The sequence below is a fragment of the Halosolutus gelatinilyticus genome (genome assembly GCF_023028105.1).
Lineage (GTDB): Archaea > Halobacteriota > Halobacteria > Halobacteriales > Natrialbaceae > Halosolutus > Halosolutus gelatinilyticus.
The window spans coordinates 2,943,154-2,967,605 of sequence record NZ_CP095491.1 but is presented as its reverse complement, the minus strand read 5'-3'; the positions used below and the strand labels follow the sequence as shown (position 1 = coordinate 2,967,605).

The 24,452-nt window shown below is 65.0% G+C and carries 15 protein-coding genes; 13 read left to right on the top strand and 2 right to left on the bottom strand.

The annotated features are described in order from the left end of the window. Positions 1-37 precede the first annotated feature (37 nt). The gene (locus MUH00_RS14570; RefSeq protein WP_246999768.1) at positions 38-781 is read right to left on the bottom strand and encodes an NAD(P)H-binding protein; all 744 of its coding nucleotides are present in this window, start codon (positions 779-781) and stop codon (positions 38-40) included. 155 nt (positions 782-936) lie between these two features. Further along, positions 937-1,743 carry a CBS domain-containing protein gene (locus MUH00_RS14565; protein WP_246999767.1) on the bottom strand — a complete coding sequence of 269 codons (807 nt, stop codon included), beginning with the start codon at positions 1,741-1,743 and terminating at the stop codon, positions 937-939. Between the two features lie 325 nt (positions 1,744-2,068). On the opposite strand from MUH00_RS14565, the gene dgoD (MUH00_RS14560) reads away from it, so the two are divergent. From dgoD (MUH00_RS14560) to MUH00_RS14500, 13 genes are all read left to right on the top strand, one after another. Continuing rightward, on the top strand, positions 2,069-3,202 hold the full coding sequence (gene dgoD / locus MUH00_RS14560; protein ID WP_246999765.1) for a galactonate dehydratase: 1,134 nt from the start codon (positions 2,069-2,071) through the stop codon (positions 3,200-3,202). Positions 3,203-3,286: 84 nt separating this feature from the next. Further along, positions 3,287-3,997 (top strand): helix-turn-helix domain-containing protein, encoded by a 711-nt coding sequence (locus tag MUH00_RS14555; RefSeq protein WP_246999763.1) that lies wholly within the window; start codon positions 3,287-3,289, stop codon positions 3,995-3,997. 905 nt (positions 3,998-4,902) lie between these two features. After that, positions 4,903-8,007, top strand: a complete 3,105-nt coding sequence (locus MUH00_RS14550; protein ID WP_246999761.1) for a glycoside hydrolase family 2 TIM barrel-domain containing protein — start codon at positions 4,903-4,905, stop codon at positions 8,005-8,007. Between the two features lie 701 nt (positions 8,008-8,708). Then, the gene (gene dgoD / locus MUH00_RS14545; RefSeq protein WP_246999759.1) at positions 8,709-9,863 is read left to right on the top strand and encodes a galactonate dehydratase; all 1,155 of its coding nucleotides are present in this window, start codon (positions 8,709-8,711) and stop codon (positions 9,861-9,863) included. Positions 9,864-9,915: 52 nt separating this feature from the next. Continuing rightward, the gene (locus MUH00_RS14540) at positions 9,916-10,725 is read left to right on the top strand and encodes an SDR family NAD(P)-dependent oxidoreductase (RefSeq protein WP_246999757.1); all 810 of its coding nucleotides are present in this window, start codon (positions 9,916-9,918) and stop codon (positions 10,723-10,725) included. 74 nt (positions 10,726-10,799) lie between these two features. Continuing rightward, on the top strand, positions 10,800-11,903 hold the full coding sequence (locus tag MUH00_RS14535) for a Gfo/Idh/MocA family protein (protein WP_246999755.1): 1,104 nt from the start codon (positions 10,800-10,802) through the stop codon (positions 11,901-11,903). Then, a complete protein-coding gene (locus tag MUH00_RS14530; RefSeq protein ID WP_246999753.1) occupies positions 11,903-12,655 on the top strand; it encodes a hydroxypyruvate isomerase family protein in 753 nt (250 codons plus the stop codon). Before MUH00_RS14535 ends, MUH00_RS14530 begins: the two co-directional genes overlap by 1 nt. A 141-nt stretch (positions 12,656-12,796) precedes the next feature. Next, the gene (locus MUH00_RS14525; protein ID WP_246999751.1) at positions 12,797-14,128 is read left to right on the top strand and encodes an ABC transporter substrate-binding protein; all 1,332 of its coding nucleotides are present in this window, start codon (positions 12,797-12,799) and stop codon (positions 14,126-14,128) included. Positions 14,129-14,387: 259 nt separating this feature from the next. Further along, positions 14,388-15,407 carry a carbohydrate ABC transporter permease gene (locus MUH00_RS14520; RefSeq protein WP_246999749.1) on the top strand — a complete coding sequence of 340 codons (1,020 nt, stop codon included), beginning with the start codon at positions 14,388-14,390 and terminating at the stop codon, positions 15,405-15,407. Continuing rightward, positions 15,407-16,243: a carbohydrate ABC transporter permease gene (locus MUH00_RS14515; RefSeq protein WP_246999747.1), complete on the top strand. Its 837-nt coding sequence runs from the start codon at positions 15,407-15,409 to the stop codon at positions 16,241-16,243. The genes MUH00_RS14520 and MUH00_RS14515 overlap by 1 nt, the downstream gene beginning before the upstream one ends. A gap of 12 nt (positions 16,244-16,255) precedes the next feature. Next, the gene (locus tag MUH00_RS14510) at positions 16,256-17,383 is read left to right on the top strand and encodes an ABC transporter ATP-binding protein (RefSeq protein WP_246999745.1); all 1,128 of its coding nucleotides are present in this window, start codon (positions 16,256-16,258) and stop codon (positions 17,381-17,383) included. Between the two features lie 188 nt (positions 17,384-17,571). Then, complete coding sequence (locus MUH00_RS14505; protein WP_246999743.1) at positions 17,572-21,783, top strand: glycoside hydrolase family 2 TIM barrel-domain containing protein; 4,212 nt, start codon at positions 17,572-17,574, stop codon at positions 21,781-21,783. A gap of 175 nt (positions 21,784-21,958) precedes the next feature. Continuing rightward, positions 21,959-23,980 carry a beta-galactosidase gene (locus MUH00_RS14500; RefSeq protein WP_321576068.1) on the top strand — a complete coding sequence of 674 codons (2,022 nt, stop codon included), beginning with the start codon at positions 21,959-21,961 and terminating at the stop codon, positions 23,978-23,980. Positions 23,981-24,452: the final 472 nt, after the last annotated feature.

Sequence of the window (24,452 nt, the reverse complement as noted above, 5' to 3'; positions counted from 1 at the left end):
ACCGACCGTCACGAGGGAGATACGCACGGAGATAGTGTCAGAGTCGCATCCGTTCGTGATCTGCCTGGACGCGATCGAACGCCCAGTCGACGTCGACGAGGTTTCGGGGAGCGCCCTCGAGACCGTCGCGACTGACGACCTCGACCGTTCGGTTGCGCGCGTCCGGCGTGAACGGCGCGGCGGCCGCGAGGCGCGCGACGTCGATCCGGGCGATCGAGCCGGTCACCGAGTCGCCGCCCTGCCCGACGAGTAACTCGGCGCTCGGCGGGTCGTTCGTCAGTTTCCCCGGACGAACGATCGTGTAGTCGATCCCGGACCGGCGAATCGCGGCTTCCGCGTCCCGTTTCGCCCGCAGCGAGCCGCGGATGAGCAGGCGCGCGGGCAACGAAAGCCCGCGCTTCGAGTTGCCGACGCCGATCGCGCTCGTGTGGACGAAGTGAGTCACGTCCTCGCTCACCGCCGCGGTCAGCAGGTTGAGAACGCCGGTCCGATCGACGAGTTTCCCGCCGATCGTGTGGCGGTAACTCGGCGGCGTTCCGAGCGCGCAGTAGACGATATCGCATCCCTCGGCGGCCGCGACGGCGTCCGCCGGGTCGAAGAAGTCCGCGACGGCCACCTCGTCGGCGCCGAGGCGATCGAGCGTGTTGACGTCCGCGTACGATCGGCACGTCGCGCGGACGGTGAGGTCGGTTGGCCGAAGGACGGAGAGCAGTTCGGATCCGGTTCCGCCGGTCGCGCCGGCGATCAGGACGCGGTCGGCGGTTGCTCCAGGGGGCGTCATCACCGGAGGTACTCCCCGGGCACAGAAAACCCTCACCAGCGGTCAGAAACCCGGACTGTCCCCGGACGCGATCGGACGGAAAACCTTCGATGGCGGACGCGTGCGGCAGGACGGGCGCCCGCATCCCGCTGCGCGCCCGACCCCCGCGGACGAGATCAGTCGCCCGACTGGAGCCGCTTCGTCGTCTGGACCAGCGGGTGGCGCGCGTAGTCGACGACGTCGATGTCGTCGATCCGTTCTAAGTTCTCCTTCGCGGCCGTCTTCGCCATCCCGAGATCGATCGCATCGTCGATGACGATCACGTAGGCGTCCATCTCGTCGATTCCGAGTCGATCGGCGGCGAGCACCCGGTGGTGGCCGTCGGCGAGCAAAAGCATTCCGTCGTTATCGATGACGACGAGGGGTTCGGCGAGGCCGTGTTCCAGTTCGTACCGTCTGCCCTCGAGTTCGTCGGCGTAGACTCGCCCCTGCGTGGGCGTCAGTTCCCGCAGCGGGACGGTCCGGCGTTCCTGTCGGAGGTCGGTGTCGTGGATCTGTTCGAGCGTCCGCATCAGTTTCCCCACCTTCTCGGGGGTCGCGCGCTCGATCTGGCTGCGGATCACGTCGGCGTTCGAGATGATGCCCACGAGGTTCCCCGCGTCGTCGACGACGGGCAGTTTTTGGATGCCCGATCGAAGGATGACCCGCGCCGCGTCGGTCACTTTCATCTCGGGGTGGGCGACCAGCAGATCCGTCGTCATCACCTTGAATATCGGGTCGTCCTCGTCGGCCAACAGCAGATCGCGGGCGCTGATGAACCCCTCGACGCGGCGGCGTTCGCAGACGGGAAAGCCGCTGTGCTCGTCGCTCTCTGCGATCCGGGTCGCGACCTGTCCCACGGTCGCGTCGGGCGAGACCGTCGCCACGTCGCGGGTCATGTACTCCTCGACCTGGGGCTTGCTCCTGTCCGACGCAACCTCCATGGAGGGCCGTAAGGCGTCCGCCAGCAAAAGTACTGTCCCGCTCGCGATAGCCGCCGTTCGGGGTACCGCTCGTCGAGACGAACCAACCGGTGAACCGTCGCGGCGCGAGCCGACGCACCGCGGTATCCCGTCCTGGACGCCAACATTGCCGTTCACACCTCTCGCGCTCTTCGATCGTCGACTGGAGGTCGGTACGAGGGCGCCGAACCGGGCAGCGCTCGTGCGAACAGCCAGGAGTTCCGTCGACTCGGCTCTGGCCCTATCCGAGCTATCGCTACGAACACGCGTATCAAGGCTTAAGACCGGCGAACGTGTTTGACAAGCCATGGCACGGATCGTCGACTACGAACTGTTCAAGGTTCCCCCGCGGTGGCTCTTCCTCAAGATCGAAACCAGCGACGGGGTGGTCGGATGGGGCGAACCGATCCTCGAGGGACGCGCCAAGACCGTCAAAGCCGCGGTCGAAGAACTGATGGACGGCTATCTACTGGGCGAGGATCCGAGTCGAATCGAGGATCACTGGCAGACGATGTATCGCGGCGGCTTCTACCGCGGCGGCCCGATCCTCATGTCGGCGATCGCCGGCATCGACCAGGCGCTGTGGGACATCAAGGGCAAATACTCCGACGAGCCGATCTACGACCTGCTGGGGGGTCGCACTCGCGATCACGTCCCGTTGCACAAGAAGATCGTTCCGGACGGCGTCGGCCAGATCTCCGAACTGGCGTCGAATGCGGTCGACGAGGGGTACACTACGCTCAAACTCCTGACGGCGTATCAGACCGCGCCGATGGAATCGACGGTCGATATCGACAGGATCTGCGAGTACCTCGACGAGGCTCGAGAGGCTGTCGGGCGGGAGATCGACATCGGAATCGATCTCCACGGACACATCTCGACGAGCATGGCGTCGCGGCTGCTCTCGCGACTGCAGGAGTACGACCCGCTGTTCGTCGAAGAACCGGTTCGGCCCGAGCACCTCGGAGTGCTGGAGCGGTCGTCGTACCACGACATCCCGATCGCGTACGGCGAACGGTTGTACTCGCGGTGGGAGTTCCGATCGCACTTAGAACAGCACCGCCTGGACATCGCACAGCCGGACATCTCTCACGCCGGCGGAATCACCGAAATTACGAACATCGCCTCGATGGCCGAGACCTACGGGGCCACGCTGATGATCAGTTGCTCTGTCGGTCCGATCGCCTACGCCGCCTGTACGCAGCTCAGTCACCACATCCCCAACGCCGTCCAGCAGCCCGCGCTGGGCGAGCGCTACATCGACGCTTACGTCGACAACGTGGACGTCATTCGGAGCGAGAACGGTCGCGTCTCCCTCTCGGACGAACCGGGATTGGGAATCGCGGTAAACGAGGAAGGGGTTCGAGAACACGCGGGAAAGGGAAGCGACTGGCGGACGCCGATCCGCCGGTACAACGACGGCAGTTTCGTCGAGTGGTGATGTCCGCTGCGAGCGGGCAGCCGCACCGATCGCCCGGTGTACACTAACAGTATACTTATTGGCGATTGTTACCTGGGGGCTCGTATGTCTCGAGAGGATCGGATCTCGGCGACGCAGACGGCGTTCGAAATCCTCGACGTGATCTACGAGCGACGGGGTGCCACGGCGGCGGACCTGATCGAAGCGACCGGTCGTTCCCGGAGCGGCGTGTACAAGCACCTGCGGACGCTCGTGGCGGTCGACGCCCTCGTAAACCGCGACGGCGAGTACGTGCTGGGACCGAAGTTCACCGAGTACGGGCTGGAAGCGACGGATTCGAACTCGGTGCTGTATCAGACGGACAAGATCGACGAACTGGCACAGTCGTACGACGCCCCGACGAACCTGTGGCTCAACGAAACCGATCGCTGCCACTGCGTCCACACGTCGCTCGGGGAGGGTCGGGAGTACCCGCGGAGTCGGGGTGACAGCGAACGCCTCGTCGAGAGTCCGCCCGGAAAGGCGATCCTCGCCCACCTCCCGTCGGCGCGCCAGACGGCTCATATCGGCGGGGAAGACGCGGAACTGACGGCGCAACTCGAAACGGTCCAGGAGGGAAAACTACTGGAAGAACCCCTTCCGTTCGCACCGGAGTGGGTCTCCATCGCGACGCCGGTGTTGGACCCCTCCGATCGACCGGTCGCCGCGATCGAAGTCGTCGTTCCGATCGATCGGGCGAACGGGATCGACATCAAAAACAATATCAGCGGATTGCTCACGGAGACGGCAAACAGGATGCGCGTCGAGATGCTGTGACCGGTGGGACCCTCTGGCGTCCCGTCGGTACTCGAACCGTGACCGGGCTATCTGTCGAGCGTGCTGCACAACGATCAGTTCACGAACGCTTTTCAAATATACCAAATTTAGGTACTACTACGAATACTGCTAACTCTGCAATAGATTCGATCGAATAGAGGTTCGAGAGTGGGTGAACACGGGCGAGCAATAGCCCGAAACTGGCCGCGGTTCGGATCGAGCTACGATCGGGAAAGCGACGGTTCAATGCCGGTGTGTGCTGGATATCCGTTGCTATCGATTCCGTCCCGGTCAAGTAGACGAGCAGGCTCCTGTACGAATCAGGATTCGGTCACTAAGGTACACGATTGGTCAGCTATTCGGAATATATTATGAGTATATTGCCCAATAGCTATTATATGGCCCAGAATTTTCAGCAATTCCTTACGAATCCGATGACGGTGAGTTCGGTAGCCGGCTTCGGTAGCGATACGATCAACTCAGGTGTAGATACTGACATGATTCCTAATCCATGGTTCGCCAGTAAAGTTGAAATATTGGTATTTAACGTTCGACGGCCATTTACGATCGTCGATCCGACTAGCAATGGATTGGCGATCGATCGGGGAGGGCGTCGTACGGGAGCCCCGGCGAACGCGGTCGGGAACTGGTCGCTGCGATCGCGGATTCGAACGAGTCACGACGGTGAGACGAGTTATCACGTTGCGGCCGCGTCGTATAGTTGTGTACTGCACTGCGTGAACGGTTTCGATTCGAACCCTAAGCCGGCCCATTTTTATATCATAACAGGAGATATGAGGTGAAAAGCCGTGTCACGAGAGCCAGCGCAACTAGCCGGATTAGCAGAATATATAGAAAATCCGACAAATCTTACGGAAAACACCGAACCGCCGCACGTCCCGACGGTGCCGTACGAATCGACCGCGGCAGCGATGGCCGCCGCCGATCGGCTGACCGAACCCGAGTCGAGATGGGCCGAGTCGAAGTACGTTCGACTCCTGAACGGCGAGTGGTCGTTCTGCTGGGCCGAGCGGCCGGCTGAGCTCCCCGATCGACTCGAGGACGCGGCGAATTGGGGCGCGATCTCCGTTCCCGGCGTGTGGCAACTCGACGGCTACGATCGGCCGATCTACCGAAACCACGCGCTGACCTGGGAGCGAATCCCCGAAGTCGAGTCGGAACCGGAGCCGCCGAACGTGCCCGAGGAGTTCAATCCGGTCGGCACGTACCGTCGAACCGTCGACGTACCGACGACCTGGGGCGAGGATCGACGCACGTTCCTCCACTTCGAGGGGGTGAAATCCGCGTTTTTCGTCTGGATAGACGGCGAGTACGTCGGGTACGACCAGGGGTCGATGACGCCCTCCGAGTTCGACGTGACCGACGCTCTCGACGTCGGAGGCACCCACACGCTCACGGTCCAGGTGTTTCGGTTCTCGGACGGAAGCTACCTGGAGACCCAGGACATGCTCCGTTTCAGCGGTATCTTCCGCAGCGTCTATCTCTACTCGAAGCCGCCGGTTCACCTCCGGGACTACGTCGTCCAGACGACGTTCGACGACGCATATGAGGACGCGACGCTGACGGTCGAGGCCGATCTCGGCGGCGCGGTCGAGAGCACCGACCCATGGACGATCGCCGGACGGCTCTTCGACGAGGGCGGAACCGAAGTGACGACGCTCGAAGCGACCGCCGTACCGGCCGACGACGCCGAGGTGACGCTCCGAACGACCGTCACCTCGCCCGCCGCCTGGTCCGCGGAACGGCCGACGCTCTACGATCTGGTGCTGGAACTCCGGGGCGCCGACGGTCGGGTCGTCGAGGCCGTCCCGGAGCGGGTCGGCTTCAGGGAGTTCGAAATCGAGGACGGGCGGGTGCTCGTCAACGGCGAGCCGATGACCGTTCGCGGGATCAACCGTCACGAACACGATCCCGAGACCGGTCGAACGGTACCGTTCGACCGCGTCCTGACGGAACTGCGGATGCTGAAACGACACAACGTCAACGCCATTCGGACCGCCCACTACCCGAACGACCTCCCGGTGTACGAACTCGCGGACGAACTGGGGCTGTACGTCGTCGACGAAGCCAACGTCGAGACGCACTTCAACATGAATTTCGTCAACGAAGCGCCCGCCTTCCATCGATCGTTCGTCCGGCGGTTCGAGGGGATGGTCGAACACCACAAGAACTTCGCGTCGATCTTCGCCTGGAGCACCAGTAACGAGGCCGGGGAAGGGGCGCCGCACAGGGAGATGGCGGCCTACGCCCGCGAGCGCGATGGCACCCGGTTCGTCTACCACCAGGGCTCGGGCGCGGCACCCTACGACGAGTACCACGAGAACATGACCGGCACGGCCCCGTTCGCCGACATCTCGGGGCCGCGGTATCCGGTCCCCCACACGCTCGTCCAACACAGCGCGGTCGAGGACCGCCCGTTGATCATGGGCGAATACGCGCACGCGCTGGGCAACAGCCTCGGCCTGCAGGACGCGTTCTGGGAGCTGGTTCGAGAGATCGACGGCCTCCAAGGCGGGTTCGTCTGGGAGTGGACCAATCAGACGCTCGCGGGGGAGGTGGTTCCCGACGGGAACGCGGACGAGTGGTGGTTCGACGATGACCCCTTCCTGCTCGACGGCGTCGTCTTCTCGGATCTGTCCCCGCAACCCGAGCTCCGGCAGTTGAAGAAGACACAGCAGCCGTTCGCCTTCGAGGCCGTCGCGATCCGGGAGGGCGTACTCGCGGTTACGAACCACCACGCCGTTACGAACCTCTCCGCGTTCGAGACGACGTGGGAGCTGACCGTCGACGGGAACCCCGTCCAGTCGGGTCGGCTCCGCCTCGACGTCCCCCCATCGCGAACGCGAGGAGTGATCGTCCCGTTCGACCGATCGACGCTCCCTCCTGGCACCGAGTGCCACTTGACGCTCCGCGTTCGCCTGCCCGAGGAGACCGACTGGGCGGCGGCGGGCCACGAAATCGGATTCGAGCAGTTCGCCGTGCCGATCGAACTTCCGGAGCCGTCGTCGATCCCGACGGCCGACGGCGGTCACGTTACCATCAAGGAGAGCGAGACGGCGGTGACCGTCGCCGGCGATCGGTTCCGCTATCGCTTCGATCTGGAGCGGGGCTGTTTCCGCGAGTTCCGATACGGGGACGCGGTCGTCGCACGGGACGGGCCGCTGTTCGGCGCGTTCCGGGCGACGGTCCCCAACGAGGGGGTCGTCGATAGCGATACCGAGTGGGGGTACGACAACGAGTCGGAGTGGCTGTCGCTCGGACTGCACGACCTCGAACAGACGGTCGTCGAACACGCCGTGGGGAGGACGGCCGACGGAACCGCGCACCTGTCCGTGGCGACGATCGCCCGCAACCCCGACGGAATCGGGCTGTTCGAGGTCGACTACGACTACGACGTGGACGGAACCGGAACCGTCGTAGTGACGATCGACGTGGCGCCAACCTCGGCGCTGCGTGACTCCCTGTCGTCGTGGCTGCCGAGACTCGGCGTGCAGTTCGACGTCCCACCGTCGGCGACCGATTTCGAGTGGTTCGGTCGCGGTCCCGAGGAGACCTATCCCGACCGAAAGACCGGCAGCGCGATCGGGCGGTACGCCGGTAGCGTCGACGACCAATTCGTTCCGTACCGTCTCCCGTCGGATAACGGGAACAAAACGGACGTTCGCTGGGCGAGTTTGACCGGCCCGACCGCGGGGTTCGCGGTCGTCGGAGACCGCCCCCTCAACGTCCGACTGGATCGGTACGAGAACCTCGCTGAAGCCGCCAGCCTCTCGGACCTCGTCGCGGCGGACGGAACGAGACTGTTCGTCGACGTCGCCGTCTCGGGCGTCGGGGGGACGCCGGTCAAACCGCTTCCCGAACATCGGGTGATGCCCGAACCGGCCTCGTTCGGACTCACCATCCGCCCGTACTATCGCGACGAGACGGAATCCGCCGTCCTCGCCCGCGAAATACAGCTGCGGAACGATATCCCGCGATCGAGAGAGTAAACGGATATTTCGGCCGCGGGACCGAGCCTTCGATCAATGGGCGCCTCGCGGCCCTCGTGAAATGTGCTTCGGTTACGCGGATCCTCAGTTTCGAGCGACCGACGACTGGCTTCACTCCGCTTCGAGAGTCGAACGAGAGCACTTGCTGCCGTTGCGTTCCGAGTTCGCGGGTAGCGTACGGACGCCGCGCCCGCACCTATAGTAAAAAATAATGAGTGAATCGGCCGGTGTTCACCGTTAGTGCACAAAACGGCGCCGAGAAATTACACCCGTATGTCTGTAATTAGTTTGCCGAGTTCACTGTTAGTGCACGATCCGACGGTGTGATCGGACGATCGGCGGCCGCCCGATCTCCTGTTCGGGCGGGCACCGAACGGTTCCGAACTGGCGATCGACTGTGCCGTCCGGAACCGTGTGCTCTGCGGAGCAGGGGAAATCCTCGTCGCTCGACGGCCACAGTCTTCTCGATTCCCAACGTCCGCTCAGGCCGGTCGAGGTTCCTAACCGTGGATCGAGTGCTCGCGTCGGGACTCGCGTCGGACTCGTACGCCCCCGTGTCCGCCGCGTTCGCGACGACGACCGCGAATCGGCGAGCGACCGCGCGAACGGCGTCCGACGACGTCCGCTCCGGCCGGGGAGATCGGAGGACCTCTCGAAACGACTAAATAAACTGGTCGGAATTACCCCTGGTAGAGCGACAAATGACCGAGATCGCCGACTACGAGCTGTTCGAAGTACCACCGCGATGGCTGTTCCTGCGTCTCGAGGCGGCCGACGGCACCGTCGGCTGGGGCGAGCCGATCGTGGAGGGACGCGCCGAAACCGTCGAAACGGCGGTCGAGGAGCTGCTCGACACCTACCTGCTGGGCGAGGATCCGAGTCGAATCGAGGATCACTGGCAGACGATGTACCGCGGCGGCTTCTATCGGGGCGGGCCGGTCCTGATGAGCGCGATCGCGGGAATCGACCAGGCCCTGTGGGATATCAAAGGGAAGCGCCTGGACGTGCCGGTGTACGAACTGCTCGGCGGTGCGGCGCGGAATCGGATCCGGGTTTACCAGTGGATCGGCGGCGATCGCCCGTCCGACGTGGCCGATCAGGCCCGGAAACAGGTCGAGGCGGGCTTCACGGCGTTGAAGATGAACGCCACCGAGGAGATCGAACGCGTCGACGATCCGGCGACGATCGACGCTGCCGTCACCCGACTTCGCGAGGTTCGCGACGCCGTCGGCGACGAGGTGGACGTCGGCGTGGACTTCCACGGACGCGTCTCGAAGCCGATGGCCAAGCGGCTGGTCGAGGGGTTGGAACCGTACGACCCGATGTTCGTCGAGGAGCCGGTCCTGCCGGAACACAACGACGCGCTGCCGACGATCGCCTCCCACACCACGACGCCGATCGCGACGGGCGAACGGCTGTACTCCCGGTGGGATTTCAAGGAAATCTTCGAGAGCGGCGCGGTCGACGTGATCCAGCCCGACCTCAGCCACGCCGGCGGCATCACCGAGGTCACGAAGATCGCGGCGATGGCCGAAGCCTACGACGTGGCGATGGCTCCGCACTGCCCGCTCGGCCCGATCGCGCTGGCCGCCTGCCTGCAGGTGGACGCCTGCTCCCCAAACGCGTTCATCCAGGAACAGAGTCTGAACATCCACTACAACGAGACGAGCGACGTGCTCGATTACCTCGCGGATCCGTCCGTGTTCGATTACGAGGACGGCTACGTTCGAATCCCGAGCGGGCCCGGTCTGGGCATCGAAATCGACGAGGACCACGTCCGCGAGCAGGCCGAAGTCGGGCACGACTGGCACAATCCGGTCTGGCGACACGACGACGGCAGCGTCGCCGAGTGGTAACGGACCGTCGTCGGGGCGGTGATTATTTGGTGGCCGCGGCGAGAGTCCGCGCATGGCTTTCGACGATCCGACCGCGAACGCCGTCGAGAACAGACACGAGGATACCGTCGCGCTCGTCACGGGGTCGACCCGCGGAATCGGCGAAGGAGTCGCCCGTCGCTTCGCCGCCGAAGGCGCGGCCGTCGTCGTAACGGGCCGCTCCGCGGACGCCGGGAAGCGCGTCGCCGACGACATCGAATCGCGGGGCGGCGAGGCGGTATTCGTCCGCGCGGACATGCGAGACCCGGCCGAGATACGGGCGCTCGTCGAACACACCGTCGACGAGTACGGCCGGATCGATACGCTCGTGAACAACGCCGGCGTGCAGACCGAGACGACCGTGAAGGAAGCGACCGTGAACGATTGGGAGTTCGTCCTCGAGACGGACTTTCGATCGTTCTGGCTCTGTGCGAAACACGCGGTCGAGCACGTGCCGGAGGGCGGGACGATCCTCAACACCTCCTCGAACCACGCGTTCCTCACGATGCCCGGCCTGTTCCCCTACAACGCGATCAAGGCCGGGATAAACGGCATGACTCGGGCGATGGCGCTGGAACTCGGTCCCGAGGGGATCACGGTCAACACCATCAATCCCGGGTGGATCGAAATCGAACGAACCCGCGAGGAACTGGGCGAGGACTACGAGTACACCGAGGAGATTCACCCGGTCGGCCGTCTCGGAACGCCCGCCGACGTGGCCGGTCTCGCGGCGTTTCTGGCCAGCGATGACGCGGCGTTCATCACCGGCGAAACCGTCTTGATCGACGGCGGCCGCTCGCAGGTGATGCAGGACGAGCCGTACCTGGACTACCGCCGGGGGTGAACGCGGGGCATCGCCGCCGACTTGCGTTGCCGCTTCGCGATCGTTTTTATAGACCCAGCGGGATTGATGTCGTGATGCCTTACACGGTCGCAGTTGTCGGTACTGGTGCGGAGCCGGACGACCCGGGACGGGACGGCTACGCGATGGCGTATCACCACGCGGCGGGATACGAGAATCACCGCGAGTGTACGCTCGTCGCCTGCGCCGACATCGTCAGAGAGAACGCCGAGGCGTTCGCCGACGAGTTCGACGTCGACGAGGAGAACGTTTTCGTAGCGTACGAGGAGATGCTGGAGGCGATCGAGCCGGATATCGTCTCGATCTGCGTTCCTCCGTCGATCCACGCCGAAATCGCGCTCGGGTGCATCCGCAGCGGCGTCGTCGACGCGATCCACTGCGAGAAACCGATGGCCGACACGTACGGCGGCGCGAAGCTGATGACGCAGGAGGCCAGCCGCCACGACGTTCAGCTCACGTTCAACCACCAGCGTCGGTTCAGCGACGCCGTCAGAACCGCGAAGGACCTGCTCGACGCCGGCGAGATCGGCGACCTCCGACGGGTCGAGTTTTCCGCGCCGGTCGGTATCTTCGACTACGGGAGTCACTCCTTCGACCTCTGTAACTACTTCAACGACGAGACCTCGGGCGAGTGGGTGCTCGGTCAGATCGACTACTCCGAGGAGAACGTCCTCTTCGGCACGCACAACGAGAACCAGGCGATCGTCCACTGGAAGTACGAGAACGGCGTCCACGGCGTCGCGGCCTCCGACAGCACCGGCGCCGGCGGCCCGGCCGGCGCGTTCGCGTGTCACAACCGCTTGATCGGCGCCGACGGCGTCATCGAGGTCGGTCCCGAGGGCGACGGGGACGAGGAGGTACCGGCGCTTCGCATCCGCCGGGACGGGGAGGGCTGGACCCCCGTCGAGACCGAGGACGGACTCCACGGCTGGGAGTTCATCGATCGCGCCATCGCCGAAAACGTGCGCTGTCTCAGCGAGGGCGAAACGCCCGAACTCGGGGCGGAAAACGCGCTCAACGCGACGGAACTCATCTTCGCCGCGTGGGAGTCCGCCCGGCGACGGGGGCGGGTCGACCTTCCGCTGGAGATCGAGGACAATCCCCTGCAGGCGATGCTCGATGCGGGGGACCTCGCGCCGGCGCCGGCGGGTGAGGACTGATGGTCGAGTTCTCGATCTGTCTCGAGATGGTGTACGACGACGAGCCGTTCCGCGATCGGATCCACCGAGCCGCTGCGGCCGGCGTCGGTGCCGTCGAGTTCTGGGACTGGCGCGGGAAAGATCTGGACGCCATCGAGACCGCCGCCGCAGAGTCGGACGTCGAGATCGTCGGCTGCGTCGCCGGCGGCGTGCTGACCGATCCCGGAGCGGCCGACGACGCGGTCGAGACGATCCGCGAATCGATCGAGACCGCTTCGGGGCTGGGGATCCCGACGCTGATCGCGACGACCGGGCCGGACCAGGACGGACTCGATCGGCCGCAGCAGCGAGAGAACGTCGTGGACGTCCTTTCGCGGGTCGCGGCCGACGCCGAGGCGGCGGACGTCGCGATCGCGCTGGAACCGCTCAACACCGACGTCGACCACCCGAGGAATTACCTGTCCACAAGCGAGGAGGGGTTCGAGATCGTCGATGCGGTCGGTTCGCCCGCCGTCACGCTGTTGTACGACGTGTATCACCAGCAGATCACCGAGGGAGACGTCATCCGGACGATCACCGAGAACGTCGACCGAATCGGCCACGTACACGTCGCCGACGTGCCGGGCCGCCACGAACCGGGGACCGGCGAACTGAACTACGAAAACGTCTTCCGGGCGATCGACGACGCCGGCTACGACGGGTTCGTCGGGTGCGAATTCTCGCCGACCGGCGATCCCGACGCGGCGATCGCGGCCGTCCTGGAACTGAACTGACCGAGCATCACGCGCGGGTTTCGGGTCCGATCGCGGGCGTTTCAGCGTCGATTAGCGGCACGATCGTACCGCCTCTCCCTCATAATTGTTAATACCGGTATTTTAATATACTCCGTATTCGATTGTGAGATCGTACTCCCCATGACAGAGTCTTCAGACCCGAATTCTCGGCGTCGACAGCTGCTCAAAGCGCTCGGGATCGCGGGCACCGCTGGTCTCGCAGGCTGCGTTAGTTTCGGCGGCGATGCCGACGATAGCTCCGGACCGTCGACGTCAGAGCTGGCCCCCTCCGCGAACGGCTGGGCCTGGAACGTCGCAGCGAAAGCGCTACAGGACGCCGCTAAGCGGTACAACGACGAGGAAGGGGCGGACGTGACGGTCAAAGAGCTGGGCGGCGATGCCTGGGAACAGCGGTTCCAGACCGCGATTACGAGCGGCACCGGTGCGCCCGATTTCTCCGCGGTTCAGAACTACGACGTGACGAACTACGCCAGCATCGGCGGGCTTCGCGACCTCACGGACCGGATCGAAGAGGCGGGGATCGTCGAGGAGATCGTCGAGGGCAAGTGGCAAACCGTCAGTTACGAGGACGCCTACTACGCGATCCCGTGGGACATCGGTCCCACCGGCGTCTTCTACAAGCGGGACCGATACGAGGACGCCGGCATCGACGTCGAGGCCATCGAGACGTGGGACGACTTCATCGAGGCCGGCCAGCAGCTCCCGAACGACGTGGCGATGATCAACCTTCCACCCCAGGAGATGTCCCAGCTGTGGCGGATGCTCCTGCGACAGCTCGGCGGGCAAGCGTTCACCGAGGACGGCGCGGTCAACGTCGACAGCGAAGAGAGCGTGCGCGTCGCAACGCTCATCCGGGACATGAACGACGCCGGAATCACGACCCGGATCGAGCTGTGGTCCGGCGGGTGGTTCACGTCGTTCTCCGAGGGCACGCTGGCCTCCCTCCCGAGCGCGGCGTGGATGGATGGGACCCTGCGAGCCGAGCTGAAGGACACGTCCGGTAACTGGGGCGTATACAAGCTCCCCGCGTTCGAATCGGGCGGCACCCGCGCGTCGAATCGCGGCGGATCGAACCTGGCGATTCCGTCCCAGATCGACGACGGGGAGACGGTCAACCGCGCGTTCGACTACTGTCTGTACGCGATGACCACGCCCGAGGTACAAAACGCGATGCTCGAAGAGTACGGGCTCTTCCCATCGCTGACGTCGGCCTACGAGGCCGATATTTACGACCAGGAGCAGGACTTCTACGGCGGACAGCCGATCTTCAGCCTGTTCGCGGAGGTCGCCGAAGAGATCGAGCCGTATCGCTACACGACGGACACCCCGGAGGTGCAGGACGCGATCGAGACCGAACTCGGGAACATGCTCGACGGGAACAAATCCCCCGAGGACGCGGTCCGGAACGCCGCCGAGACCGTCGCCGACCGAACCGGCCGTGAGCTGGCGTAACGTCCGAAACTATTTGACGTAGATCTACGTACACGCCTTTGACACCGCTAACCATGGATTCAGAAAAATCGAGAACCGGTGCCAGAACACCCCCGGTGACGTCGCGGTACCGGATCGTTCGAAGCGCCGCCGATCGGCCGTCGTTCGACAGCACGGACGAATCGCAACTGGACGCTCCGGGCGGACCGGTCCCCGCGGCGCCGACCGTAGGTCGGCGACGTCTGGACGAGAGGCCGACGAGTGGGGGGCGCTGACGCCGATGGTTCGTACCGCCATCCAGTCCACGGTCCGAACGTCGAGAACGTATCGACAGCTCGCCGATCGGATTCGATACGCTCGCCAAGACGTCTCCGAGATCGTCCCGACGATCCCGGGGCTTCCGTACGCGTATATTTCGCCGTTTTTCATCCTCTTCGGGATCTTCCTGCTGTTCCCGACGGCGTACACGCTCTACCTCTCGTTCTTTAGCTACGTCGGCGTTTCGAACGACATACTGCTCACGATCACCCTGGGTCCGCTCGAAATCACGATCCCGACCATCGCGAACCTGGAGTTCGTCGGGCTGTCGCACTACGAACGGCTGATCTTCAGGGACTCGTTGTTCCACCGGTCCCTGTTCAACACGGCGTTCATCTTCTTCGTCCAGGTGCCGCTGATGGTGACCCTGGGACTGGCGACCGCGCTCGTGTTGGACTCGAAGTTCATCCGAGCGAAGGGGCTGTTCCGGACGCTGATCGCGCTCCCCGTAGCGACCGGACTGGTCGCGTACTCGACGATCTTCCTGTTGCTGTTCAACGATCAGGTCGGCCTCGTCAACTACCTCCTCACGCAGGTCGGCTTCTCGCCGGTCGCGTGGTTGGGTAGCGCGTGGGGCGCGCGGATGACGCTCGTCATCGCGGTCACGTGGCGCTGGCTGGGGTACAACACGATCATCCTGCTGGCCGGCCTCCAGACGGTCGCGCAGCCGCTGTACGAGGCCGCGGAGATCGACGGTGCGACGCGGTGGCAGAAGTTCCGATACGTGACGCTACCGCAGATCAGACCGGTGTTGCTGTTCGTCGTCGTCTCCTCGACGATCGGGACCTTCCAGATCTTCTCCGAACCGTACATCATCACCGGCGGCGGCCCGTCGAACGCGACGATCACCGTCGTCCAGTACATCTACAATCAGGCGTTCCTCCAGCTCAACCTGGGATACGCCAGCGCCGTCTCGGTGCTGCTCGTGATAATCGTTAGTGCTATGTCCATCGTCCAGATTAAGTACGGAGGTGAGAAGTAGTGCGATCGCAAGAACGCGACGAAGCGCTGTGGAAGTTCGGAAGCTACATCTTCCTGTTGACGCTGGTGGTGCTCGTGATGATCCCGCTGTACTGGATGATCGTCGCCGCGACGATCCCGCAGTCGGAGTTCTTCTCGTGGCCGCCACGGTTGATTCCGGGGGCCCACTGGCTCGAGAACTTCCGGGCGCTTCAGGAGAACGTCGACTTCGTCAACAGCATGCAAAACAGCATCATCATCGCGGTCTCGTACACGATCCTGTCGCTGATCCTCTGTTCGATGGCCGGGTTCGCCTTCGCGAAGTACGAGTTCCGGTTCAAGGAACCCCTGTTCTACTTCATTCTGGCGACGCTGGTCCTGCCGATCCAGCTGCTGATCATCCCGCTGTACCTGCTGATAACCCAGATCGGTTGGACCAACTCGTTCCTGGCAGTGATCCTGCCGTGGGCGGCGAACCCGCTCGGGATCTTTCTGATGCGCCAGAACATGAAGGCGATCCCCGACTCGCTGCTGGAGTCGGCGCGGATGGACGGTGCGACGGAGTTCCAGCTGTACTACAAGATCGCGCTCCCGACCATGCTCCCGTCGCTCGCGGCCCTGTCGATCATCCTGTTTCTCAACCAGTGGCAGGCGTTCCTCTATCCGCTGGTGGTCCTGCAGGATCCGGAGGTGTACACGATCCCGCTCGCGCTGGCGGATCTCGTCGACCAACAGCGCGTCTACTTCGACCAGATCATGGTCGCCACGTCGCTCGCCGTGACGCCGATATTCGTCGTGTTCCTGACCATGCAGCAGTACTTCATCAAGGGAATCCTCTCGGGAGCGGTCAAAGAATAAGGTGTGCTCACAATGGCAACAATCGACATTACGAATTTACGCAAGGAGTACGGTGACGGCGGTGAACAGATCGTCGCAGTCGACGATTTCGACCTGACGATCGAGGACGGGGAGTTTCTCGTCTTCGTCGGTCCGTCCGGCTGCGGAAAGACGACCACGCTCCGATGTATCGCCGGGTTAGAAGACGTGACGGACGGCGCCATCGAATTCGACGGACAGGACGTGACCGACCAACGCGCGCGAGAGCGGGACGTCGCGATGGTGTTCCAAAACTATGCGCTGTACCCCCACATGACCGTGGGGAAGAACATCGGGTTCCCGCTCCGCCTCTCGACCAAACTGTCGTCCGATGAGATCGACGCCGAGGTTCACTCCGTCGCGGAACTGCTCGGGATCGAGGATCTACTCGATCAGAAGCCAAGGGAGCTCTCCGGCGGCCAGCAACAGCGAGTCGCGCTCGGGCGGGCGATCATCCGCGATCCCGAAGTGTTCCTCATGGACGAGCCGCTGTCGAACCTGGACGCCAAGCTCCGCTCGACGATGCGGACCGAACTCCAGGAACTCCAACAGGAACTGAGCGTGACCACGGCGTACGTGACGCACGATCAGACCGAGGCGATGGCGATGGGCGATCGCATCGCCGTCCTCAACGGGGGCGAACTCCAGCAGGTCGGCACGGCAAGCGAGGTCTATCGATCGCCGGCCAACGAGTTCGTCGCGGGCTTCATCGGCAGTCCGAGCATCAACCTCCTTTCCGCCGACGTGGACGGGGCCGTCCTCCGCGGGCCAGGCGGGTTCGAGTACGCGCTCGAGGACCCCTCGCTCGTCGACGGTCGGGACCGAGTCCGCGTCGGCGTGCGACCGGAGGACCTCGATCTCGTCTCCGACGGAAGCATGCCCAGCGAGGTCACCGTCGTCGAGCAGATGGGTAACGAGAACTTCCTGTACGCCAAAATGGGCGAGATCGACCTGACCGCCCGCATCGACAGCGAAGTCCACCCCGACGAGGGGATGACCGTCACGTTCGGCTTCGACGAGGACGATCTCTATCTCTTCGATGCCGACACGACGGAGTCGGTCAAGACCAAGACGACCGACACCGACGTCGATCTCGACCAGTACGTGCAAGCGGGGCGCTGACGCGGCGTCGGACGCCCGATCTCGGTTTCGATCGCCGGCCGGCGGACGGAACCGGATTTTCGAAGCGACGCGCCGACTTTGGACCTGACGCAGCGGTCCGATCGGCTCAATATGGAGGATCTTTATCGCCGTCGTCTCTTCCATACATTTATTACTTATTGATGTGTGTTATAGTCCGGACCACGTCTATGTCAAGAGATAACAGCAACCGCGGCATCGGAGAGCCGTCTCTCCACCGTCGAACCGTACTTTCGGCCGTTTCGGGCGCCGCGTTGGGTGCGACGCTCCCGATCGGGGGTGCCAGCGTAGCGCCGGTGAACGAATACGACGACGTGCTCTCGTCGATACAGTTGACGCCCCGTCCCGCCACGACCGACGCGGGGGGAACGCGGTCGCTGAACGGAACGTGGGAGTTCGCGCTCTCGCCCGGCGAGCGACCGCCGTCGTCCTCGTCGAGGCGCGTCACACCGGATCTCTCCGGGGCCGGCAACGACGGAACGCTTCGGAACGAGCCGCCGATCGTCACGGATCCGACGGAACGGGCGGTCGACCTCGCCGACGAGAGCTACGTCGCGGTCGGTGACGCCGACGGCGTCGACTTTACCGAGCCCGGATTTTCGATCCAGTTGACGTTCAAATACGCCGGCGACGGCCCGCTTTATGCGAAGGGGGATCAGTACGCGCTGGGCGTCTGGGGCGGCCAGCTGTCCTTCTGGACGGAGGGCGGCGGGAACTGGCCCGGCATCGACGCCGGCGACCTCAGCCGCGGGCACTGGTACACGACGACGCTGGTCGTCGACGACAGCGAGATCAGACTCTACCTCGGGACGACCGAGATCGGAGCGACGAGCCACGACTTCTCGTCGCTTCCCAGCGCCGACTCGCCGCTCCACCTGGGCTACGACTCGGGGAACGACGACCACGGGTCTCCCGTGGTCGACTCGTTTCGAGCGTTCGACACGGTGCTCTCGACGGACCGGATCGATCGCGGATTCGATCGCGTTCCGGACAGCGCCGTCGCCTGGCTACCGCTGAACGAAGTCGAAAGCGGGGTGACCCCGGACGAGTCCGGCGCGGGTAACGACGGCGTGCTGTACGGCGATCCGGCGATCGTCCCGGGACGCGACGGTCGGGGCGTCGACGTCTCCGGCGACGGCTACGTCTCGGTGGCCGCCGACGAAACCCTGGACTTCTCGTCGCCGGGCTTTACCCTCCGGACGACGGTGAAGTACGACGGGGGCGACGGACCGGTGCTGGACAGGGGCCACAGCGCCGTCGCCGACGGCGCCGAACAGTTCGGGCTGGGTATCTACGACGGAACCGTCAGCTTCTGGCTGCAGACCGACGCCGGGGACTGGCCGAGCGTCAGCGGCGGCGATCTTTCGACGGGCGAGTGGCACACGGTTACCGTCGTCGTCGCCCGCGACGAGTTGCGCCTCTACGTCGACGGCGCTCGGGTGGGTTCGTCGACGCACGACGCCACCGACCTGGCGAGTAGCGACGCGCGGTTCGTCGTCGGCGGGTCCGATCTCGACGTCGCCGTCGCGTCGACGCGGGCGTTCGATACCGCGCTTTCCGACGATCGGATCGAGCGCGGATTTCAGGCGGTGCCGGACGGCGCGGTTCTGTGGCTCGACTACGATACGATCGAGGACCTCGGCGTCGAGTGGCACGACGAGGACGTGCCGGGCCAGTGGGCCTACGACGGCTACGCCGTCCCGAGCGGTTCCGAGGAGTGGTACCCGCCTGACGGAACGCTCGGCTGGTACCGCCGAGAGTTTGAGGTTCCCGACGGGTGGGCCGACGGGCGGCTCCTCCTGCGCTTCGACGCAGTCTACAGCGAGGCGCGCGTATTTGTCAACGACTCCGAAGTCGGTCACCACGTCGGCGGCTACACCCCGTTCGAGGTCGACGCCACGGATGCGGTGACCGCGGACGGCGCGAACGCGCTGGCCGTGGCGGTCGCCCAGCAGTCGCCGGCGGACGACATGGGCTGGCAGAACGTCACTGGCGGGATCACGCGGGACGTGACATTGCTCTCGGTCCCCGACGTTCACGTCGCGGCGTGCGACGTCACGACCGGCCTTCGCGGGTCGTCGGCGGCCGTAACCGTCGAGACGGCGATACGCAACGCTGGCGCGAGGGGGGTTGAGTCGGCGACCGTCACCGTTACGCTAACCGATCCGGAGGGGGCGACGGTCGCGACCGCCGAACGGCCCGTGTCGGCCCTCGACGCCGGCTCGTCAGGCGAATGCTCGTTCGAACTCGAGGCGTCGGATCCGCAGCCGTGGAATCCGGAGCAGCCGCGCCTGTACACGGTCGACGTGACGATCGAGGCCGACGGGACGACCGAAACGATCAGCGAGCGCATCGGTATCCGCGACGTTTCGGTCGTCGGGAACGAGCTCCGCCTGAACGGCGAGGCCGTCACGCTGCGGGGCGTCAACTGGGAGGAGATCCACCTCGCCGAACACGGTCACGCCGTGCCGGCCGAGATCACCCGCGAGGACGCGCGGCGCCTGAAGGAGGCGAACGTCAACTACGTGCGGACGGCCCACCACCCGACCTCCGAGGCGTTCCTCGACGCCTGCGACGAACTCGGCATCGTCGTCGAGATGGAGGCGCCGCACATGTTCGTCGGCCGCGGCCGCGGCGATCCCGACCCTGACGTGGTGCTCCGCCAGACGCTTGAGATGGTCGAACGGGACAAAAACCGCGCGTCGGTCTGTCTCTGGTCGATCGCCAACGAGTCCGAGTGGTACGACGCGTTCGACGCCGCCGGGAGACTGGTGGCGGAACTCGATCCGACGCGTCCGACGATCTTCAACCACGACGCGTACGATCCCGACGATCCGTGGCACGACGTCTACGACGTGCGCGCTCACCACTATCCCGCCTTCCGAACCGGGTCGACGGTCGAGGAGCACGCCGACCTGGACGAGCCGATCCTGTTCGACGAGGCCGCCCACACGTACTGCTACAACGATCGGGAACTGGTGACCGATCCGGGGCTCCGCGACGAGTGGGGACTCCCCTTCGAACTGATCTGGGAGCAGTGCCGGGCGGCCGACTCGGTCGCCGGCGCCGCTATCTGGGCGGGCGGCGACCACCTCGAACAGTGGGGCGAATACCGCTGGGGACTCCTCGACCGCAATCGACGGTCCCGCCCCGAGTACTGGCACGTCAAGAAGGTGTACTCGCCGGTGCGGGTCGCCGACGCCGAGTGGCGCGGCAACGGCAACGCCGTGACGCTGACGATCGAGAATCGCCACGAGTTCGTCGACCTCGCCGATCGATCGATCCGGTTCGAGGGGACGCCCGGTTCGGGGCGGCGACCGATCCACGTTCCGCCGGGCGAGAGGACGACGGTGACGCTCCCCGTCGAGGACGATCGCCTCGAGATGACGGTCACGCATCCCGAGGGACACGCGATCGAGAGGATCGTGGTTACGCCCGAATCCCCGCGAGTCGAGATTCCCTCGGAACCCGCAACCGAGCCGTTCGCCGACGACGACGGGACGCTGTCGGTCGCGACCGATGTCTACTCCCTGGATATCGACCGGGAGAGTGGGGCCGTCGAGGTCAGGACGCCTGACGGCGCGCCGTTGATCGTCGACGCCCCGGAACTGGCACTGACGCCGACCCAGCAGTCGACGGGGCGGGACTACGCGTCCGCGATCGACCACCGACTGTCGGATCGGACGGTCGCCGACGTGACCGTAGCCGAGGACGGCGCGGCCGTCTCGATCGCCGTCGAGTACGACGACGCCGCGGGGACCGTCCTGCTTCGCCCGCTCGCTGACGGGCTCGAAGTCGAGTACGAGTTCGCGTTGCACGACTCCGTCGACGCCCGCGAAGTCGGCCTCGCGGTGCCGACCGCGACCGACCTGATGACCCTCTCGTGGCTCCGGGACGCGCAGTGGAGCGTCTACCCCGACACCCACATTGGTCGCCCCGGCGGCACCGCGTGCGCGTTTCCGGACGGATCCCGACCGAACCACGAGGAGATCCGTATCCGCAGCGGCCAGCCCTGGAAGAACGACGCAACGAAGCACGGATCGAACGACTTCCGCGGGACGAAGCGGAACGTGTACGCGGCCGACCTCACGGCGGCCGGCGGGCACGGGCTGGGCGTTCGTTCGGACGGCGATCAACACGTCCGCTCGCAGGTCCGCTCCGAAAGCATCGAATTCCTGATCCTCGATCGATCGCTGTCGGGCACGAACGCCGACGGCTGGCTCAGCCGCCACCCGGTCGTCGACCAGGATCCGACGCTGGCGTCCGGCGAGACCCTTCGGGGGAGCGTTACGCTCCAGGTGATCGACGGTGACGCGAACGCTCCGAACGGCGAGAGCGAACACGCGTCAGCCGATCCGGACGGCGCCGGCCGAACCCGATGACGCGGACGTCGCGCCGGTCGAGCCGACTCCACGAGTCCAGCGCCGATCGGTAGCTCGCGGGATCGAGTGCGACCTGAGGTGCGTCCGGAGCAGCGGGACGTCGCGGCCCCGAACGATTCGTTTCTATCGGCGGACGAAACACTATTGATCCGTCCCATCCCACGGACAGCCGTACATGAGTATCGGCGTCTGTTACTTTCCGGAGCACTGGCCGGCGGAGCGGATGGAAGAGGACATCGAACGAATGGCCGAAACGGGAATCGAGTACGTTCGGATGGGGGAGTTCGCCTGGTCCCGAATCGAAGCCGAACCCGGCGAATTCGACGTCGAGTGGCTGGAACGGGCGATAACGCTGATCGGCGACCACGGGATGCAGGCGGTCCTCTGTACCCCGACGGCGACCCCGCCCAAGTGGCTGGTCGACGAGCACCCCGAAATCCTCCAGGAAGAGGCCGACGGAACGACGAGACACTACGGCAGCCGCCGGCACTACTGCTACAACTCGGCCGTCTATCGACGCGAAACGCGACGGATCGTCGGCGCCCTGGCGGACCGGTTTGCGGATCACCCGGCGATCGCCGGCTGGCAGACGGACAACGAGTTCGGCTGTCACGGAACGGTTCGGTGCTACTGCGACGACTGCGCGAGCGCGTTCCGGACGTGGCTCCGCGAGCGGTACGACGGTATCGATCGGCTCAACGAAGCGTGGGGAACCGCCTTCTGGAGCCAGGACCTGAACGTCTTCGCGCAGGTCGATCCGCCCCGCCACACGGCCGCGTCCCACCACCCGTCTCGATTGCTGGATTACTACCGCTTCTCGAGCGACAGCGTCGTCGAGTACAACCGCCTCCAGACGGAGATCCTTCGCGAGGCCGACGACGACTGGTTCGTCACGCACAACTTCATGTCCCACTTCGACGCGCTGGACGCGTACGACCTCTCCGCAGACCTCGACTTCGCGTCCTGGGACTCCTACCCGACCGGTCACGTTCAGGCCCAGCGCGAGACCGTTTCCAGGGACGAACTCCGGGTCGGCGATCCCGACCAGATCGGCCTGGACCACGACCTCTTCCGAAGCGCCACCGGCTCGCCCCTGTGGGTGATGGAACAGCAACCCGGCGACATCAACTGGCCGCCGTACTCCCCCCAACCTGGCGACGGCGCGATGCGGTTGTGGGCACACTCCGCAGTCGCACACGGTGCCGACGTGGTCTCGTACTTCCGGTGGCGACGGTGCCGGATGGGCCAGGAGCAGTACCACAGCGGTCTCCTGACGCAGGACGGGGCGCCGGACGCGGGACTCCAGGACGCAACGCGGGCGGCGCGGGAACTGGCCGACCTCGGCGAGACCGTCGGCGATAGCCTCTCGGTCCCCGACGCCGCCGTCGCGATCGTCCACAGCTACGATAACGCGTGGGCGATCGGGATCGAGCGCAACACGCCCGACTTCGACTACTGGCAGCACCTGGAGACCTACTACCGCGCCCTCCGCCGACGATCGGTGACGGTCGACGTCGTTCCCCCGCGCGCCGACCTCGACGGGTACGACGCGATCGTCGCGCCGACGCTGTACCTCGCGGACGACGAACTCGCGGCCCGCCTCGACGACTACGTCGCTGCCGGCGGCGAACTTCTCGTCACGATGCGCTCGGGAGTCAAGGATCCGTACAACAAACTCCACGACGCGCCCCAGCCGGGGCCGCTCCGCGACCTGGTCGGGGCCGAGATCCGTCGACACGAGAGCGTTCCGGCCGAACTGGAGAGTGCGATCTCCTACGGCGGCGAGCGGTTCGACAGCCGCGTCTGGAACGAATGGCTCTCCCCGACCGCCGAAGCCGTCGACGTTCTGGGCCGGTACGAAGGCGAGCGCGCCGACGGAGAGGTGGCGATCGTCCGCAACCCCGTCGGCGACGGCAACGTCACCTACGTGGGAACCTGGCCCGACGACGATCTCGCGAGCGCGCTCGTCGGGGACCTGCTCGATCGAGCCGACTGCGAGACGGCCGACCCGCTGCCGGAACAGGTCCGGTTCGCGCGACGCGACGGACTAACCTGGATCGCCAACTACCGATCGGAACCGCTCGCGATCGCGGCGCCGTCCGACGCAACCTGGTTCCTCGGCGGGAGCGAGATCGAAGCCTACGACGTTGCGGTAACCGACGCCCCGCCGACAGACCTCGCCCTGAACGAGCGGTGAGGGGAGCGGTAGCTGCGGCCCGCGGCGAGTTCGATCGCCGTCGCCACTCCGGGAGTCCGAGTGGCCGAATTCGTTACCCGTTCCCCGACATCTCTGACAAAAATATTAGATGTATCTAAATCTGATACTCGTGGTTGGATTCGCTATAAAGCAGTCCTGGTTCACACACAGATGAGATAACTAACACATCTGTTCCGTGCGGCCGCCCTCGGTCGCCCCCGATCGGGTTCCGAAATCCGACTATCGGCTGACGGTTCGATCGAACGGAATCGCGTCGCCTTCGCCAAATCGCGGATTCGCCTCGCCGGTCGACGGGACCGGCCGTCCATCGTCGTCGAGCTGGAAGCCGGATCGCCTCCGCGTCCGGCGCTTTTCGAAGCGCAGGGGCGATCGAGCGGATGCAACGAACACATCGAAGACGGCGACGCCGAGAAGGGCGGTTTCTCGCCGGTTCTGCACCGCAACAAAGAGC

What these genes read in the sequence shown, in the direction of transcription:
- MUH00_RS14570 (WP_246999768.1), bottom strand. Translation starts at nt 781, where the DNA reads ATGACGCCCCCTGGAGCAACCGCCGACCGCGTCCTGATCGCCGGCGCG.
- MUH00_RS14565 (WP_246999767.1), bottom strand. Translation starts at nt 1,743, where the DNA reads ATGGAGGTTGCGTCGGACAGGAGCAAGCCCCAGGTCGAGGAGTACATG.
- dgoD (WP_246999765.1), top strand. Translation starts at nt 2,069, where the DNA reads ATGGCACGGATCGTCGACTACGAACTGTTCAAGGTTCCCCCGCGGTGG.
- MUH00_RS14555 (WP_246999763.1), top strand. Translation starts at nt 3,287, where the DNA reads ATGTCTCGAGAGGATCGGATCTCGGCGACGCAGACGGCGTTCGAAATC.
- dgoD (WP_246999759.1), top strand. Translation starts at nt 8,709, where the DNA reads ATGACCGAGATCGCCGACTACGAGCTGTTCGAAGTACCACCGCGATGG.
- MUH00_RS14540 (WP_246999757.1), top strand. Translation starts at nt 9,916, where the DNA reads ATGGCTTTCGACGATCCGACCGCGAACGCCGTCGAGAACAGACACGAG.
- MUH00_RS14535 (WP_246999755.1), top strand. Translation starts at nt 10,800, where the DNA reads ATGCCTTACACGGTCGCAGTTGTCGGTACTGGTGCGGAGCCGGACGAC.
- MUH00_RS14530 (WP_246999753.1), top strand. Translation starts at nt 11,903, where the DNA reads ATGGTCGAGTTCTCGATCTGTCTCGAGATGGTGTACGACGACGAGCCG.
- MUH00_RS14525 (WP_246999751.1), top strand. Translation starts at nt 12,797, where the DNA reads ATGACAGAGTCTTCAGACCCGAATTCTCGGCGTCGACAGCTGCTCAAA.
- MUH00_RS14520 (WP_246999749.1), top strand. Translation starts at nt 14,388, where the DNA reads ATGGTTCGTACCGCCATCCAGTCCACGGTCCGAACGTCGAGAACGTAT.
- MUH00_RS14510 (WP_246999745.1), top strand. Translation starts at nt 16,256, where the DNA reads ATGGCAACAATCGACATTACGAATTTACGCAAGGAGTACGGTGACGGC.
- MUH00_RS14505 (WP_246999743.1), top strand. Translation starts at nt 17,572, where the DNA reads ATGTCAAGAGATAACAGCAACCGCGGCATCGGAGAGCCGTCTCTCCAC.
- MUH00_RS14500 (WP_321576068.1), top strand. Translation starts at nt 21,959, where the DNA reads ATGAGTATCGGCGTCTGTTACTTTCCGGAGCACTGGCCGGCGGAGCGG.